The organism is Sulfuriroseicoccus oceanibius (assembly GCF_010681825.2).
Classification (GTDB): Bacteria; Verrucomicrobiota; Verrucomicrobiia; order Verrucomicrobiales; family SLCJ01; genus Sulfuriroseicoccus; species Sulfuriroseicoccus oceanibius.
This window is the reverse complement of record NZ_CP066776.1, coordinates 701,466-718,319: the sequence shown is the minus strand read 5'-3', so window position 1 is coordinate 718,319 and position 16,854 is coordinate 701,466. Positions and strand designations below refer to the sequence as shown.

Sequence of the window (16,854 nt, the reverse complement as noted above, 5' to 3'; positions counted from 1 at the left end):
GCCTGCACGGATTTGTTGACCAATCCTACGGCACCTCGTCAGGCCGTCACTGCCCCTCCGCCCGATTTCCTCAAACCAACCAATGCCACCGTCCCCCACATCCGCAGGCAAGCCCGATTTTGATTGGATCCATTGGTTACCATCCCCTGCTCAGATCATCACCAAGGAGGGGGAAATTCTGGCGATGAACCGACAGTTCGCCGAAATGCTAGGCTACGAGAAGCCGGAGGACCTGGTCGGTAACAACAACTTCAAATTAACCAAGAAGGAAGACAGGACCGCCGATATCCGTGACACCCAGGCGATTATCAAAGCCGGCCTCGGCACATACCACAAAACCAAGCGCTACCTCGCCAAAAGCGGCGACACCGTCTACGCCCAAGTCAAAGGACGGCCGGTACAAGGAGTGATCGTGGTGGAAGTCGCCTCGTTCCGCAGGGGGAACCAGTCGGGGACGGGACCTGCCGCCGGTTACGATTTGCTCAACCGGATCATGAACCGCGCACCTTTCCTGATCTACACCCGCGACCTCAATGGCCGCTTCACTTTGATCAACCGCTGCGCCGAAGAAGCATGGGGCATCACCCGCCGCGAAATCGAGGGCAAGACACCCCACGATTTGTTCGAGAAAGACCGCGCCACCAAGATGCTCGACCACGACGCCGAAGTGGCACAAAGCGGCAAGCCCCACGAGTTTGAAGACCACATGATCGCGCACGGCCGCGAGTTTGTCTCGCTGACTTGGGCCTTCCCGCTCTACGACGAGAAAGGCTTTCTCACAGGCGTCGGCGGGATGGCGGCGGACATCACCCCGCGGATCAAGGCGGAGCGGAAACTGCGCAAACTTAGCCGCAAGTACGAGGATGCGTACAAAGAACTCAAGCTGATCCAGCTCCAGCTCATCCAGGCGGAGAAAATGGAATCGATCGGCCGCCTCGCCGCCGGCGTCGCCCACGAGGTGAAAAACCCATTGGCGATGATGCTGATGGGGATCGAATACATGAGCAACCTGCCGAAGGAAGTAGACCCTAACTTGGAGGAAGTGCTCGAACAAATGCGCACCGCGGTGAAGCGCGCCGAGGCCATCGTTCACGGAATGGTGGACTTCTCGGCCAACCGCCAGCTCGAGTTCCACCACGTGACCATGAACTTCATCGTGGAAAGCTGCCTGCCCTTCCTGCGCCACGAGCTCACACGTGACCACATCGACCTCGAGCTCGACCTGGCACCCGATCTACCGGAAATGCGGGTCGACGTCCAAAAGTTCGAGCAAGTGGTGGTCAACCTGGCTCTCAACGCCATCCAGGCAATGGGCCGCTCGGGGGGAACACTCACCATCAGTACTTCGACCGAGCAACTGGTCGGCTTGCCCTACGACGCCGGCATCCGCACACGGGACCACCTGCGCACCGGCGACACCGTCACCACCATCACCATCAAAGACACGGGCCCCGGCATCTCCAGCGAAAACCTGCAGCGTATCTTCGATCCCTTCTTCACTACCAAACCCACAGGAGAAGGCACCGGACTCGGCCTCTCGATCTGCCGCAAGATCATCGACCTCCACAATGGCTGGATTGACGTATTCTCCAAAGTCGGAGCGGGCACCGCCATTCGTATCATGATGAAAGTCTCGAGTAACGAATCGGCCGATCACGAGAACAACCCAACCGACTGAGCCGCCATCCGCATCACAGCTTCCGATTCTCTCCATAACCTGATAAACTCAACACATAGGAGGAAAACCCCATGGTCAAAAAACGCATTCTCATTGTCGACGACGAAGCCGGCTTCACCCGTCTGGTAAAACTCAATCTTGAGGGCACCGGAAAATACGAGGTCAAAGAGGTCAACCACGCCCCACACGCCGTGCAAACCGCCCAGGTCTTCCTCCCAGACCTCATCCTGCTCGATATCGTCATGCCAGGCATGGACGGAGGCGACGTCGTCGCCGAGTTGCGCAAACGCCCAGCCACCGCCAAAATCCCAATCATCATGCTCACCGCATTGGTGGCCAAGGGCGAAATCAGCGAGAACTCCGTCGTCGAAAGCGGCGACCTGCGCATGCTCGGCAAACCCGTCGACATGGTCACCCTCACCCACTGCATCGAATCCGCTCTCTACGTCGACGCCAAAAAGGGCAAACACCCCGTCGAAGAAAACAAATAGCAGTAATCGACACTTGTTATATTTTAAGCGGCGTGTTGTGATCGCAGGATGATCACCAAAGCAGCCCTCCGGCTTTCCGCCGTCCTGCTCTGCGTATCCAGTGTCATCAGCGCCCCCACTGCATCGCGCACCTGGACCTCTTCTCAAGGAACTCAAATCGCCGCCGTCGCCCACGGGATCGACGCCGGCGATGTTATTTTAGAATCCGCCACAGGCGACCTGCTCCGAGTCCCGCTGGAAAAACTCTCCCCAGCGGACCAACAGTTCCTCGAGCAGCATTTCAAAGGAGCCCCGGCACAGGCGCCCGGGGAGGCGTCCAATTCCACACCCACCCAACAGCCAAAGGGGACATTTATCGACGAAATCCCCGCGGGGGAGATGACCTACCTCGTCGCCTACGTGCCCGGATCGGCGCTGCCAGACACCAAACTTCCCACCGTCTGCTACATCACTCAAACCACAGCCCAGACCAAACATCTCAAGCGTCTGGCACGTGGCGCGGAAATCGCCGGGTGGCCGGTGGTCATGAACACGGAGGCCAAAGGCAGCCTCATGAAAAGCGCAGCCCCAGATCTGGCCGAAAGCTGGCTGGCCTCGATGGAAGAAAACCTTCCCGTCGATCCGGAGCGGCTCTTCGGTGCCGGTTACGGCTCAGGGATGGACGCGTTGATGCTGCTTCACAAGAAGATTGGCAGGTTCCAAGGATACATCAGCTTTTGCGGTGAACTGAATGGATCGGGAGGCGCGGTTCCCGTCAGCTATTGCTCGGTGGGGATCAACACAGCCGGCCGCAAAAGCGTCAGCAAGGGCTTCGATAAAAAAGCACCGAAAGGATCCCTGCTGCGCCTAACGGATGCTGGTCGCAAAAACGGCAACCCGGACGACTACGAGGACGCATTCGTCTTCATGGCTGCACACTATTACAGCAACGAGGGTGTCTCACGTTCGGCGGAAGTCCGGGGCTTCGTCGACCGCGCGCTCAGCAAGGTCGAGTCCTTGGCACCAGACAACACGGAGCGAGCAATACTCTGGCTCCATTGGCTGCGCCCCGTCCGCATGACCGAAGCCCAAAAAGCGCGGTTCAAATCACAATGGACAGCCTGTGAGAATGAAGAGACTCAACGTTACATCGAAGGTCTCGATCTGATGCAACGGTTCGCCACCAGAGAGCTCGCCGACGCCGGCCCATCCACCGACGAAGAATCCCGCAACAAACTGCAGAAGAAAATCGACCGACTGACCGAACAACTCGAAGACACCGCGTGGGTCGGCGTTCTCAATGCCTTCGAGTGATACCAATTGAACTACCAAATTGGCGAAATGGCCGAGAGCTTTTTCGAATGACGCAAGGCGCGAACCGCGCTCATCCTCGTGATGAAACTGGGCAATACAGACATCCTACAATCGCACGCCAGCCCAAGTTCTCGCTGAAAGCGAGTCTCATAACAGCCTGGGGTCAACGAGCCTCTGGCGAGTGCCAACCCAGGTAATACCAGCACCCATCCCATCACGAACGGACACCATCCACCCACTACGATCACCCCTGCCCATTCAGGTAGACACTCGCAGGAAGCGTCACAAACGACGGGCCACCAATCGAGCTGCCCGTCAGCGGGTGCCCTTCTTTGATCGCGTCCGCCACGGCCGACGCCACCGCGCTGCGCAGCGCCACTTTGAGAAACAGATCGTTCGGCGATTGCGCACCCAACTCGCGCGCCCGCTGCTGCGCCACCGCCACAATCGGCTCGGACTCAAATGGCAGCCGACGCCACTCGCCGCGCTCGTCCTGCACCTCGAACTCCTTCACCACCGTCACCCGCCCCATACTGGCAACCAGCACCCTGCCAAACACCTCCGGCACCCAGTCGATCAGGCGCCGCGCCACCAATGGGTCGCCAACCAATGCCAACACCTCGTCCTCGATCTCCTCCTCGGTGATCCCATCCCTTCCGATGATCTCCACCGCGGCACTGATTGTCGCTTTCGACACATGTTGCGCATTCGTTAGCATAGCCACGGAATACAGCATTTTCACCGCTGGCAGATCAAGCACAAAGAAGCGCTCCCAGCAATCAGGGACACGCTCAAATGCCACTAGCCTAAGCCCCATCTCCGTCAATCGCTCCCTGAGAGGGAGCCGCAAACCAGCCCAGGGTGACGGGAGCCTCAGGCGACCACACCCTGGGATATTCCGCGCCGACTCAGCCTAGGCCAAGCCTGCGGCACCGCCAACGCGCATCACCCACCCGCCGGCCGCTCCCAACACGACAAGACACTCGCAAATTCCACACCTACAACCAACTCCCCAAATCGGCGGGTAACCGCTGGCAATCGGCGCATCCACATTTACCTTGGCGGAGAACTCCAGCCGCGATCCCATGTCCGACACACCAGCCATTGCCAGCGCCAGCGAACTCACCGTTGCCTACGGTCACCAGTCCGTACTCGACGGAGCCACCCTCGCCATCCACGAAGGCGACCGCGTTGGCCTGGTCGGCCGCAATGGCTCGGGCAAATCGACTTTGCTCAAGATTGCCGCCGGTGTGTTCGCTCCGGATTCTGGAGAATTTGTCACCCGCCGCGGCCTCGTCACCGGTTACCTGCCGCAGGACTTCGAGTTGGACGAATCCTCCACCGTGCTCGACGCCGTGCTCTCCGGTGCCGGGTTCATCCGCGACATGATCGCCGAGTACGAATCCCTCCCGGCCGACAGCACCAAAGCCGCCGACCTGATGGAGCGCATCACCCACTTCGACGGCTGGACCATCGATCAACGCGCCGAAAGCCTGCTCAACAACCTCCACGCCCCAGCACCCGACCGCGTCATCGGCACGCTCTCCGGCGGGGAAAAACGCCGCGTCGCGCTGTGCCGCGCGCTTTTGCCCGAGCCGGATTTCCTCATCCTCGACGAACCGACCAACCACCTCGAAACCGGATCCATCGAGTGGTTGGAGCAGTTCCTCAACAAATACCGCGGCACCTGCCTCTTCGTCACCCACGACCGTTATTTCCTCGACCGCATCACTACCCGCATCGTCGAGATCCGACGCGGCAAATGCGAAACCTACGAGGGCAACTACACCGACTTCCTCATCACCCGCGCCGAGCGCGACGCCTCGGAAGCCCAGGCCGAACACAAACGCCAGCGCTTCCTGAAAAAGGAACTCGAATGGGTGCGCAAGTCCCCGAGCGCCCGCCGCACGAAGTCGCGCGACCGCCTCGACCGCTATTTCGAAGAGGCCGGCAAGGACGCTCCGGAAAAGGAGATGGACATCGATCTCATCATCCCGCCCGCCCCGCAGCTCTCGAACCGTGTGATCGAAGCCACCAACATTGGATTCGCCTACGATGAGCGCGTTCTCTTCGAGAACCTCACCCTCAAACTCGAGCCCGGTGAGCGCCTCGGCATCGTCGGCGCCAATGGCCTCGGCAAGTCCACCTTGCTCAAGACGCTGCTCGGCAAGCTCGAGCCCACCACCGGATCGGTCAAAGTCGGCACCCAGGCCGTAATCAACTTCGTCGACCAGGACCGCCTCCTTCTCGACGACCAAAAAGCCGTCTGGGAAGACGTCGGCGAGGGCGTGGACTACGTTCAATTGGGCACCGAACGCATCAGCCTGCGCAGCTACCTGCGACGTTTCCTCTTCACCGAAGACCGCATCAACACGAAGATCGAGCTCCTCAGCGGCGGCGAACGTAGCCGTGTCCTGCTCGCGAAGATCCTCAAACGCGGCGGCAACGTATTGGTGCTCGACGAACCGACCAACGACCTCGACCTCGCCACACTCCGCGTGCTGGAGGAAGCGCTCGTTCACTTCGACGGCTGTGTCATCGTGGTCAGCCACGACCGCTATTTCCTCAACCGCGTCTGCACCGCCACTCTTGGGTTCGAGGGCAATGGCGTGGTCCACTATCAGGAAGGCAACTACGACTACTACCTCGAGAAAAAGGCCGCCCGCGACAAGGTCGACGCCATGTGGCAAGCCCAGGCCGCCGCTGCAAAACAAACCAGCGCACCAAAAAGCCAGGGCCGTAAGCGCAAGCTCACCTACAACGAAACCCGCGAACTCGAAACCATCGAGGAGGACATCCTCGCCGCCGAAGAAAAAGTCGCCACCCTCGAGGCCGAGTTCACCGCTCCGGATTTCTACGAAAACCACGCCGACGATTGGCAACAACTCGAAGCCGACCTCAAAGCCGCCAAAGAGGCGGTCCCTGTTCTCTACGAACGCTGGGAAGAACTCGAGAAGATCAAAAACGGCGAAGCCGAATAGGGCCGCTGATCGGGGCCGCAGATAGGTCCGTTGTCAGAGCCACAGATCGGCGCAGATGGGCACAGATGCTGTAAATGCTAGCTGAGGGCCTGGCAGCGCACATCGCATGCTCTCGGGCTCTACGGCTCACGAATCCTCGGGGACATCTGGAGAGACACGGCTCATCCTCAAGCCGGTCGATGGCGAAGTTGATCAGCCCCTCTCCAAGCTCTCCTGAAAGGAGGCTGGATCACAGCACAGGGCTTCTGCCCTGTGTCACGCAGCCAATCTTCGCTGGCCAAGCCAACTCACTCCGTTGAGCCGAGCGTCCATCCCGCAGGCCGTCGCTCAGGCTCCGCCAACACCACCGTCCCGCGGCAACCGCCCGCTCGTCAGAGCCTAGGAAATGCCTGTCCCGGTTCGCCGCTCACCTGCCGCTACCATTTAGTCTCTTCCGGGAGAACGTTCGGAAAGCCTCATCTTAATCAGGTAAGCCAACACTGCTAATAAGATCGAAGCACCCCACCACAAATAGGCACGACTATCGCCAACCTCTGCCTCATCCTCGGAACTCGATTCCGCCCCCATATCCTGGATCGAGGCCTCATGTCGTCGCTCCCTCCTCTCGCTCGCATTCAGATGCAATTCCTTCACTCTCTTCAATTCTGAATCTGACACCCTCACTCCAGGAATACCAAACACCCCAACACGATACCTCTTATGGAATTCGTGCACTGTGATATCGCACACCCGAAAATTGAATCCTATACCTGTTGGCCCTCCCAACACCACATCCCTAGTATCCTCAAGATACTCCTCGATCACGGCATCCAACACATTCTCGTTCTGCAGAAAGCGAATTGACCGAACAACAGCAGCCCGAAAAGCAAGACTCTCGTTCTCTTTAATTCCCTTCACCAAACGATCCGATTCAGCCCCTTCGATTGAGGATAATGCAAGATCATAAAAAATCGACTTTTCTACCAACGTATCCTCAGGATCAACCGTCGAGATACGCACTAGATTGTTCAAGCTCACGACTGCATCGCGCCCCTGCACAAATGAATCCCGAACCGTTTGCTCATCTATGTGCAACATAGCAATCAAAAGTTGATCGACGCTGCACCGACCACTGCGAATATCATCTTCCAACATTTCAACCCCTGAGACCGTAAGCTCTTTAATCTGACCAACATCCTGAAATGCACGGATTAAATTTTTTGCTAACTGCGTCGAGACTCCCTCCTCCGCAGCAACAAACCCTCGAACCCTCTGCTGTATAACCAGGCGATCTTGCCTAAACCTCTCAACATCCGGCTTCACATCAGACTCCTCGCTTACGAGACGAACCGGAAACGAAACTAGAAACAACAATATCAAAAACAGCAATCTAAAACACATAACAAGCAGCAACTAATCACACTCACTGTAACGAACCGCCAACCACTGCGACCCCAATAGCCTCGTACTAAAACCGGGACACGTATAATTTCTAACCATTCGCGACACTCTGCAAACCCGACAGCTCATCGACAAGCCATTTCACCCCGCCTCCACCAATTCCCGCAGATTTTCCCGAATGAAGGGATTCCAAGAGGTTCCGCCTGAAACCGCCACCGTATCCCAGAAATTGCCTATCACGGTTTTTCTCAGAGCCACAGATCGGCGCAGATGGGCACAGATGCTTTGAGTGACTTGAAAGCAAAACCGCGCACCTTGCTTGCTCTGAGGATTCAGCTGAGAATATATCGTTCATACTCAAGCCGATCGCTGGCGAAGTTGATCAGTAACCCTCGCTCGATCTTGGTCCCCTTGAGGTAATGAAGCATTTGTGCTCTGTCCCGATCCCCCAACCTTGGGATCGCCTTCAACTCAACCAGCAGAGATCCGTAGCACACGAAGTCGGCTCGGTACGGCGCCCCCAACTGACGCCCCTTGTAATGCAGAGTAACAGCAACCTCGCGCTGATAGGGGATCTTCCTTTCAATGAACTCGATCTCCAACGCTTCCTGATACGCCCTCTCCAAATACCCGCGCCCAAGATGGTTTTGCACCTCCATCGCAGCCCCAATCACAGCATAACTCTCCGGGTCGCCTCTGCTCACATCCCAAAAGACGCCAGAACGCCCGCCTCCCTTAGAATAAAAGTCAGACCAAAACGCATCTGTGCCCATCCCCGCCCATCTGTGGCAAAAAAATTGCCGCACCGCCCGTGACAGGCGATGCGGCATTCATTGAAAGCAATGTCTCTGTGGCCTTAGCCGAGGGACTTGGCGGTTTCGACGATGTTATCGACGGTCATGCCGAGTTCGGAGAAGACGGTGTTGCCCGGGGCGCTGATGCCGAAGCGGTCGATGCCGACCACCTGTCCGGCGGTGCCGACGTACTTCCACCAGAGGCCGGAGACACCGGCTTCGACAGCGACGCGCTTGGTGCATGCCGCTGGGAGCACGCTTTCGCGGTACTCGGCGCTCTGGCGGTCGAAGCGCTCCATGCATGGCATCGAGACGACGCGGGTGCCGGCACCGAGTTGCTCGGCGGCCTGCATTGCCAGGTCGAGTTCCGAGCCGGTGGCGATGAGGATGGTCTCCAACGCAGCGCTTTCCTTGCGTGCGATGTAGCCGCCCTTCTCCGCGCCCACGCGGCGATCTTTCGCCGGGATCTGGCTCTGCGTCTTCACATTCTGACGGCTGAGCAATAGAAGAGTCGGTCCGTCGGTGCGGAGCATGGCTGCAGCATAGGCACCTGCGGTTTCTTCCGGATCGCCAGGACGGATCACATCGAGGTTCGGGATCACGCGCAGACCGGAGCAGGTTTCCACCGGCTGGTGGGTTGGGCCGTCTTCGCCCACGCCCACGGAGTCGTGGGTGAAGATGTAAACCACTGGCAACTTGGCCAGAGCCGCGATGCGGATCGACGGACGGAGGTAGTCGGCGAAGACCGCGAAGGTCGCGCCCGATGTGCGCCAGATGCCGTCGTAGGCGATACCGTTCATGATCGCGCCCATGGCGTGCTCACGGATACCGTACCAGATGTTGCGGCCGGTTGGATTGCCGTCGCTGTAGTCGCCGCCGTCCTTGATGTAGTTCTTGGTCGAGCCGTAGAGGTCGGCCGAGCCGGTGATGAAGTGAGGCACCGCCTTGGCGACTGCCTGGATCACGTCACCGCCCGCTGCACGGGTGGCACCGTTGTAATCTTCACCGAACTCAGGAATCTGCTCGAGGATGTCGGATGGCACCGCACCGGCGAGTGCATCGCCGAACTGGCAGGCGAGCTCTTCGTTGGCTTCGGTCCAAGCGTCGAAGGTCTTCTCCCACTCGGCGAATTGAGCGGCACGCTCTTCGGCGCGCTTGGCGAAGAAGTCGCGCACGTCCTGCGACACGTAGAAGGTTTCACCTGCTGGCAGTCCGAGAGCGGCGTGTGCTTCGTCGGCGAAGTTGGCGCCACCTTCACCGTGGGCCTTAGCAGTGCCAGCGACCTGCGAGATCCCGCGACCGATCTCGGTCTTGGCGATGATGAGCTTTGGCTTGCCGTTGTTGTTGTCCTTGGCAGCCTGGAATGCCTTGGCGAACGCGACCATGTCGTGACCGTCGACGGTCTGCACATCCCAGCCCATCGACTCGTACTGAGCGGCGGTGTCTTCCGACTGGGTGACATCGGCCATCGCGTCGAGGGTGACGTCGTTTGAATCGTAGATCAGGATGAGGTTGTCGAGCTTGTTGTGGCCGGCAAATGCGACAGCCTCACGAGCGACACCTTCCTGCAAGCAGCCGTCACCGGCGAGTGCGACCACGTGGTAGTCGAGAATGGTGTGGTCTGCGGTGTTGTAGGTAGCGGCAGCCATCTTGCCGGACAATGCGTATCCGACCGCGTTGCCCACGCCCTGGCCGAGTGGACCGGTGGTGGCTTCCACGCCGACGGTTTCAAAGTTCTCAGGGTGACCCGGGGTCTTGCTACCGAGCTGGCGGAATGCCTTCACTTCATCCAACGGAAGATCGTAGCCAGCCAGGTGCAGCCAGCTGTAAAGGAACATCGACCCGTGACCGGCCGACAGCACGAAGCGGTCGCGGTTGACCCACTTTGGAGCCGACGGATCAAACTGCAGCGCCTCACCAAAAAGCACGGCACCGATTTCAGCGCAGCCAAGGGGAAGACCCAAGTGACCGGACGAGCAGGCGTGCACGGCATCGATGGCAAGCCCGCGGGCTTGGTTTGCAGCAGTAGAAAGAATATCTGTGTTCATAGGATGTGGGAAAATTTTCCGACCTCGGGCGAGCCGCGACCGCGGAGTCCCCGCGCGCGGATGAGCAACGCAACTAAAGCAACTGCTGCCGATTGCGCAACCCGAGAATCGGTTTCAAGCCCGCCATACACCGCCAATCCGGCACGGAACCGGGTCAATTTCGGCAAGCGGGGAGCAATGTGCCATCTGAACTTGCAATGCGGCCGTTGTCGGTTTGATTAGACGCGTCATGTCAACGCCATCCCTGAAATTCGGCCTGCCTAAGGGCAGCCTGCAAGATCCAACCGTCGACCTGTTCAAGCAGGCCGGCTGGAATGTCTACGTCAGCAGCCGTTCGTACCGTCCGTCGATCAACGACGACGAGATCGATATGCGCCTGCTTCGAGCCCAGGAAATTGGTCGTTACATCCATGAAGGGTTCCTCGACTGCGGTATCACCGGCAAGGACTGGATCTACGAGAACAATGCGGAAGTCGAAGTCATCTGCGACCTCGCCTACAGCCGTGCCACCTCGCGCCCAACCCGCTGGGTGCTCGTCGTGCCAGAGGAATCCCCGATCAAATCGGTGGAAGATCTTGAAGGAAAACGCATTGCCACCGAAGGCATCGGCATCACCGAGCGCTACCTCGCCTCGAAGGGCGTGAACGCAAAAGTCGAGTTCTCCTGGGGCGCAACCGAAGTGAAGGTACCAGAACTCGTCGACGCCATCGTCGACATCACCGAGACCGGCAACTCACTGCGCGCGAACAACTTGCGCATCGTGGACACGATCATGGAGTCGTACCCACAGTTGGTCATCGGCAAAGAAGCCGCCAAAGATCCATGGAAGCGAGCCAAGGCGGAAACCATCGGATTGATGCTGCGCAGCGCCCTCGACGCCCGCGGAAAAGTCGGCCTCAAGATGAATCTCCCTCAAAACAAGTTGCAAAGCTTGCTTGAATGCCTACCTTCCCTCCGCCTGCCTACTGCCTCCACCTTGGCAAATTCCGACGAATGGGTCGCTGTGGAAACGGTTATCGATGAATCGGTTGTGCGGGAAATCCTGCCAAAGCTCAAAGAGCTCGGCGCCGAGGGGATCATCGAGTATCCGCTCAACAAGATCATCGGATGATCCATCCCACTGGGGAAATCAACCGCGGGTCACACAACCACAACTTAACCGGAAACTATTATGGGATCCCTCAAGAAGCGTCGTAAGACGAAAATCAACAAGCACAAGCGTAAGAAGCGCCTCAAGGCCAACCGCCACAAGAAGCGTCTTCGCTACAAGTCCTAAGCTAAGGGCTTAAGCACTACGCTGGGCGGTCACACCCGCCCGCATCTGAAACCTTATCCAAAATGCCGACAACGCCCCGTGTGTTGTCGGCATTTTGTGCTACCCAAATCCCCTACCCACCAACGACAGGCCACTGTCGTAACCATTACAACCAACCCATCACCCAACCATGACCAAACGACTCCTGGGAGCCCTTGTTGCTCTGGCAGCCGTCGCTCCGGCCCGCGCGTCGGAAGCAGCCGCCAGCGCCGCACCGGCTCAGATCGACAGCGGCGACACCGCTTGGATGCTCACCGCCACCCTCCTTGTCCTGATGATGTGCCTGCCGGGCCTCGCGCTCTTTTACGGCGGCCTCGTCCGCGCCAAGAACGTGCTCAGCATCTTCGTCCAATGCTTCGCCATGGCCGGCATCATGTCGCTGCTGTGGGTTGCCTTCGGCTACGCAGTGGCCGCCGGCGGCAATGGCAATGCCTACTTCGGCTGGGACTCCGCATTCGCATTCCTCGGCCACATCCAGCCCGAGACCGTGATGTCCGGCGGCACCATCCCGGAGAGTGTCTTCGTCACGTTCCAGATGACCTTCGTCATCATCAGCCCGGCGATCATTGTTGGCGCATTTGCCGAGCGCATGAAGTTCAGCGCGATTCTCGTATTCACCGTGCTCTGGACCATCCTCTCCTACCTGCCGATGTGGCACATGGTGTGGGGCGGCGGACTCTTCCACGGCGGTGAAGAAGGCAACTGGCTGATGGGCGCAGGACAGCACGCGATCGACTTCGCGGGCGGCAACGTGGTTCACATCAACGCTGGTGTAGCCGGACTCGTGGCCTGTATCTTCGTCGGCAAGCGCAAAGGCTTCCCAGGACCAACACTGATGCCGCACAACGTTCCGTACGTGGCAATCGGCGCGTCGCTGCTGTGGGTCGGATGGTTCGGCTTCAACGCAGGCTCGGCCGTGGGTGCCAATGGCGATGCCGGCATGGCAATGCTGACCACCCAGATCGCCACCGCCGCCGCGCTCGTCGTCTGGATGGCTCTGGAATGGCTGATCTCGAAAAAGCCGACTGCTGTGGGTGCCGCGACCGGCGCTGTGGCGGGCCTGGTGGGCATCACGCCTGCTGCGGGCACGTCGACCATCGGCGGAGCCATGGCCATCGGCGCCATCTCCAGCTTGGTCTGCTACTTTGCGGTGACCGGCCTCAAGCACAAGCTCAACTACGACGACAGCCTGGACGTCTTCGGCGTGCACGGCATGGGCGGCATCGTGGGCGCATTGCTCACCGGTGTCTTCATCCGCGGCGACGAAGGCGGCAGCCTGCTCCAGTTCTGGGTCCAAGCCAAGAGCGTGCTCCTCACCGCAGGATGGAGCGCCATTGCCGCGGTGATCGCCCTGGTCGTTGCCAAAGCGGTCTGCCGCGGCATCAAGGTCAGCGAGGAAGTCGAGCACAACGGCCTCGACCGCACCGAACACGGCGAAGAAGCCTACAACTGGGATTCCTAATCCCTCACCAATTGAATCAATCCGCCTGCTCCTCACACCGAGGGGCAGGCGGATTTTTTTTGTTCATGCGGCGTACACAGACAGCCCCGCATCCCCACCACACAAAAGAACCCCTCCGCCCATCAAGGAGATGAACGAAGGGGCTCGAAAACACCTGAAACAACCGGCATTAGCCGATGCCGTAGCCAGCACCGTACTTATCGACCACGAAGTCGATGTCCTTGTCGCCCCGTCCGGAGAGGTTGAGCAAGATCGCCTGCCCCGGCTTTTGCTGGGCCAGCTTGATCGCGTGCGCCACGGCGTGTGAGCTCTCGATGGCCGGAATAATCCCCTCGACGCGCGACAGCTCAAAGAACGCATCAATCGCTTCCTGATCGTTGACAGTGTGGTACTCCGCACGCCCAAGATCCTTGAGGTAGCTGTGCTGCGGCCCGACCGACGGGTAATCCAATCCACTCGCCACCGAGTACACCTCCTGCGGTTCACCGTCAGCGCTCTGCAGCATGTAGGACTTGAAGCCGTGCATCACGCCTGGCGCACCCTTGGTCAAGGTAGCCGCATGCTCACCGACCTGATCGAGATCGCGCCCCGCAGGCTCCACCCCGTGCAATGCCACGCCCTCGTCATCAAGGAACGCACTGAAAAGCCCCATCGCATTCGACCCGCCACCAACGCACGCAACCACGTGGTCCGGCAATTTGCCAGTCATCTCCTGGATCTGCTCACGCGCTTCATTGCCCACCACCGACTGGAAATCGCGGACCATCCGCGGGAACGGATGCGGCCCGACCACCGAACCAATCGCGTAGAACTGGTTCACAGGATCCGCCAGATACGCCTCAAACGCGGAATCCACCGCTTCCTTCAATGTTTTCAAGCCATGCGTAGCCGGCACCACGGTGGCGCCGAGAATTTTCATCCGCACGACGTTCGGGTGCTCTTTGGCGATATCCACTTCGCCCATGTGAATCTCACACTCCATCCCGAGCAGCGCAGCCGCAGTCGCCAGCGCCACACCGTGCTGACCAGCACCGGTCTCGGCAATGAGCTTGGTCTTGCCCATACGCTTGGCCAACAAGGCCTCACCGAGGCAGTGGTTGATCTTATGCGCACCGGTGTGGTTCAAGTCCTCACGCTTGAGGTAGATCTCAGCACCGTACTTCTCCGACAAGCGCTTGGCATGGAAAACCGGGCTTGGACGGCCCACATAGTGGCGGTAGAGCGATGCAAGCTCATCGAGGAAGCTCTGGTCCTGCGTGATCTCATCATAGGCCGCGGTAATTTCGTCCATCACCTGCTTCAACTGCGGAGGAATGAAACTCCCGCCATACTCACCGAAGAATCCTTCTGCGGTCGGGGTCGTGTGCGTGAATGTGTTTTTCATGAATTCAAAAATGGGGCTGAGCGGGACACCTTGGAGCGAATTGCACCTGTCCGGCAATCCTGATTTTCACATCGCGCCCGCGTTTGGCAAATTCACCAACGAGAGGGCGAAAACCGCACGACAGCGACGGCATCCAACACAAAAAAATCCGCCACACAGACCGACGATTCGGCCGTGTGGCGGATGGTAAATTCAGAACCTACTCCCCAGCGGAGTGGTTTACAGGTGCCTGAGCTGGATTAGCCCAAACGCTTGTAGTGCTGGAGATGAACGTCTTTGTTAAGCTTAAGCTTCTCGGTGATCGCGTCGATAGCGGCTGGCTCAGCGGTGAAGAAGTAGTTCACGTAGAAGCCGGCAGCCAGGTGGCGTGCATTGTAAGCGAACTCCTTGCGTCCGAGCTGTTCGACCTGCTCGAGTTCAGCGCCGAGAGCTTCGAGTTCCTTGCTCACGTTGCTGATCATGGTGTCCACGCTGTCTTCCTTGTCCTTGGTGTTCAGGACGATAACGCCTTCGTATTTACGCTTCATGATAAAAATGCTGGTTGCTGTGGGTTGCTCGGTTCTGAGTAAAATCGTTTTCACTCACTGAGAATCAGTGGGTGACGCATTGTATGCGTTCATGGCCTCGATGACACCGCTATTGCAGGCACAGAGGATGGCATCTATCGCCCGTGTCAGAGAAAATTCAAGCTCGGATCGTTCATCCGGAGAAAATTTTCCCAGAACGTGACCCACCACTCGGGTTTGCTCGCGCCCTGCGATATGGCGCCCGATTCCAAACTTCACACGCGGGATGGCATCGGTACCGAGATGCTGGATTGCGGACTTCACGCCATTGTGGCCACCGGCCGACCCCTTGCGCCGGATGCGCAGCCTACCGAGCTCGAGGTCCATGTCATCGTAGACCAGCAGAACCGACGCCGCATCGAGCTTGCGGAAGCGAGCGAGTGCGCCGATCGCCTCGCCGCTCAAGTTCATGAAAGTCAGCGGCTTCACCAGCCAGATGTTGGTGCCGGGCAACTTCGCCACCTCGGACTTCCAGCGCAGCTCTGGCTTGAACTCAACGCCGTATTTGCGCGCGAGCTCGTCCACCACCATGAACCCGACATTGTGACGGGTCTCAGCATATTTGCGCCCCGGATTCCCCAGGCCGACAACCAATTGGATGGATTCGGATTCCGACATGATCAGCTGACTCGATGACAAAAAAAATCGGGTGGCACGGAATCATTCCATGCCACCCGGAAAATCAGTGCGAAACCAGCGATGCCGCCAGCCCCGCGCAGCCAAAATTACTCAGCTGCTTTTTCGTTGATGACTTCCACCTCAGCAGCTTCGTCAGCATCAGCTTCCTTAACGCGTGGCTCGGTGATGAGAGCAACCACCACACCACCGTCGAGGGTAGGAGTAACGCCCGCAGGGAAGGTGATCTCGCTGATGTGAAGGGCCTGACCCAACTCAAGCGACGAAACATCCACCTTGAGAACCTCTGGGAGATCCTGTGGAAGGCAGGTGATTTCCAAGTCGTGAAGCTGAACGTCGAGAAGACCACCAGCCTTGATGCCAGGAGCATTTCCTTCGATCTCCACAGGAAGCACTGCGGTGATCTCAGCCTTTTCGTCCACTGCAAGGAAGTCCACGTGAACGGTCTCACCCTTGATTGCGTCGTGCTGAACGTCCTGAATCAGAGCCAAGCGCTGGGTACCTTCGATGTCGAGGTTCACGAGAATGCTCTCGGATGCGCTGTGGTGGAGGAGGTCCCAGAATTCCTTCGCATCGACTTTGATGTTCTGGTTTTCCTGGTCCTTGCCGTAGATCACCGCTGGGACAAGGCCCTCGCGGCGCATCTGCTTGAGCAAACTACTTCCCGAACGATTGCGTTGGGTGGCTTTCAAATTGTGCGTCTTCGCCATGGTAAATGATGTGTTCGATCTTTGCAGTGCGCTCGGCCCGACGCCCGCGATCCGGGCACCGCAGGCTGACGATCGGTGACTGCGAGCGCTCAACTAAGCACTCTTCAGATCGATGT

Annotated in this window: 15 protein-coding genes; 7 read left to right on the top strand and 8 right to left on the bottom strand. The window is 58.7% G+C overall.

Annotation, left to right across the window (positions count from 1 at the left end):
- Positions 1-82 precede the first annotated feature (82 nt).
- The 3 genes from G3M56_RS02750 to G3M56_RS02740 all read left to right on the top strand — a co-directional run bounded on the left by G3M56_RS02750 (position 83) and on the right by G3M56_RS02740 (position 3,462).
- Positions 83-1,678, top strand: coding sequence for a PAS domain S-box protein (locus G3M56_RS02750; RefSeq protein ID WP_164363109.1), 1,596 nt, complete (start codon positions 83-85; stop codon positions 1,676-1,678).
- Between the two features lie 71 nt (positions 1,679-1,749).
- A complete protein-coding gene (locus G3M56_RS02745) occupies positions 1,750-2,169 on the top strand; it encodes a response regulator (RefSeq protein WP_164363107.1) in 420 nt (139 codons plus the stop codon).
- A gap of 48 nt (positions 2,170-2,217) precedes the next feature.
- The gene (locus G3M56_RS02740; protein ID WP_164363105.1) at positions 2,218-3,462 is read left to right on the top strand and encodes a hypothetical protein; all 1,245 of its coding nucleotides are present in this window, start codon (positions 2,218-2,220) and stop codon (positions 3,460-3,462) included.
- Positions 3,463-3,706: 244 nt separating this feature from the next.
- On the opposite strand, the gene G3M56_RS02735 is transcribed toward G3M56_RS02740, so the two are convergent.
- Positions 3,707-4,159 (bottom strand): hypothetical protein, encoded by a 453-nt coding sequence (locus G3M56_RS02735; protein WP_164363103.1) that lies wholly within the window; start codon positions 4,157-4,159, stop codon positions 3,707-3,709.
- A 388-nt stretch (positions 4,160-4,547) separates the two neighbouring features.
- Here G3M56_RS02735 and G3M56_RS02730 point away from each other — a divergent pair, with 388 nt between their 5' ends.
- Positions 4,548-6,443, top strand: a complete 1,896-nt coding sequence (locus tag G3M56_RS02730; RefSeq protein ID WP_164363102.1) for an ABC-F family ATP-binding cassette domain-containing protein — start codon at positions 4,548-4,550, stop codon at positions 6,441-6,443.
- A 423-nt stretch (positions 6,444-6,866) separates the two neighbouring features.
- Here G3M56_RS02730 and G3M56_RS02725 read toward each other — a convergent pair whose 3' ends face one another.
- The 3 genes from G3M56_RS02725 to tkt all read right to left on the bottom strand — a co-directional run bounded on the left by G3M56_RS02725 (position 6,867) and on the right by tkt (position 10,665).
- Complete coding sequence (locus G3M56_RS02725) at positions 6,867-7,745, bottom strand: hypothetical protein (RefSeq protein ID WP_164363100.1); 879 nt, start codon at positions 7,743-7,745, stop codon at positions 6,867-6,869.
- 410 nt (positions 7,746-8,155) lie between these two features.
- A complete protein-coding gene (locus G3M56_RS02720) occupies positions 8,156-8,527 on the bottom strand; it encodes a GxxExxY protein (protein WP_235203548.1) in 372 nt (123 codons plus the stop codon).
- 152 nt (positions 8,528-8,679) lie between these two features.
- On the bottom strand, positions 8,680-10,665 hold the full coding sequence (tkt, locus tag G3M56_RS02715; protein WP_164363096.1) for a transketolase: 1,986 nt from the start codon (positions 10,663-10,665) through the stop codon (positions 8,680-8,682).
- Between the two features lie 229 nt (positions 10,666-10,894).
- Here tkt and hisG point away from each other — a divergent pair, with 229 nt between their 5' ends.
- From hisG to G3M56_RS02700, 3 genes are all read left to right on the top strand, one after another.
- A complete protein-coding gene (gene hisG / locus G3M56_RS02710; RefSeq protein WP_164363095.1) occupies positions 10,895-11,776 on the top strand; it encodes an ATP phosphoribosyltransferase in 882 nt (293 codons plus the stop codon).
- Between the two features lie 60 nt (positions 11,777-11,836).
- Positions 11,837-11,941 carry an AURKAIP1/COX24 domain-containing protein gene (locus G3M56_RS02705; protein WP_164363092.1) on the top strand — a complete coding sequence of 35 codons (105 nt, stop codon included), beginning with the start codon at positions 11,837-11,839 and terminating at the stop codon, positions 11,939-11,941.
- Positions 11,942-12,110: 169 nt separating this feature from the next.
- Positions 12,111-13,442 carry an ammonium transporter gene (locus tag G3M56_RS02700; protein ID WP_164363090.1) on the top strand — a complete coding sequence of 444 codons (1,332 nt, stop codon included), beginning with the start codon at positions 12,111-12,113 and terminating at the stop codon, positions 13,440-13,442.
- Between the two features lie 169 nt (positions 13,443-13,611).
- Here G3M56_RS02700 and trpB read toward each other — a convergent pair whose 3' ends face one another.
- The 4 genes from trpB to G3M56_RS02680 all read right to left on the bottom strand — a co-directional run bounded on the left by trpB (position 13,612) and on the right by G3M56_RS02680 (position 16,738).
- On the bottom strand, positions 13,612-14,826 hold the full coding sequence (trpB, locus tag G3M56_RS02695) for a tryptophan synthase subunit beta (protein ID WP_164363088.1): 1,215 nt from the start codon (positions 14,824-14,826) through the stop codon (positions 13,612-13,614).
- A gap of 239 nt (positions 14,827-15,065) precedes the next feature.
- Positions 15,066-15,353: a 30S ribosomal protein S6 gene (gene rpsF, locus G3M56_RS02690; RefSeq protein WP_164363086.1), complete on the bottom strand. Its 288-nt coding sequence runs from the start codon at positions 15,351-15,353 to the stop codon at positions 15,066-15,068.
- 54 nt (positions 15,354-15,407) lie between these two features.
- Positions 15,408-16,010 carry an aminoacyl-tRNA hydrolase gene (pth, locus tag G3M56_RS02685; RefSeq protein WP_164363084.1) on the bottom strand — a complete coding sequence of 201 codons (603 nt, stop codon included), beginning with the start codon at positions 16,008-16,010 and terminating at the stop codon, positions 15,408-15,410.
- Between the two features lie 107 nt (positions 16,011-16,117).
- Positions 16,118-16,738: a 50S ribosomal protein L25/general stress protein Ctc gene (locus G3M56_RS02680; protein ID WP_164363082.1), complete on the bottom strand. Its 621-nt coding sequence runs from the start codon at positions 16,736-16,738 to the stop codon at positions 16,118-16,120.
- Positions 16,739-16,854: the final 116 nt, after the last annotated feature.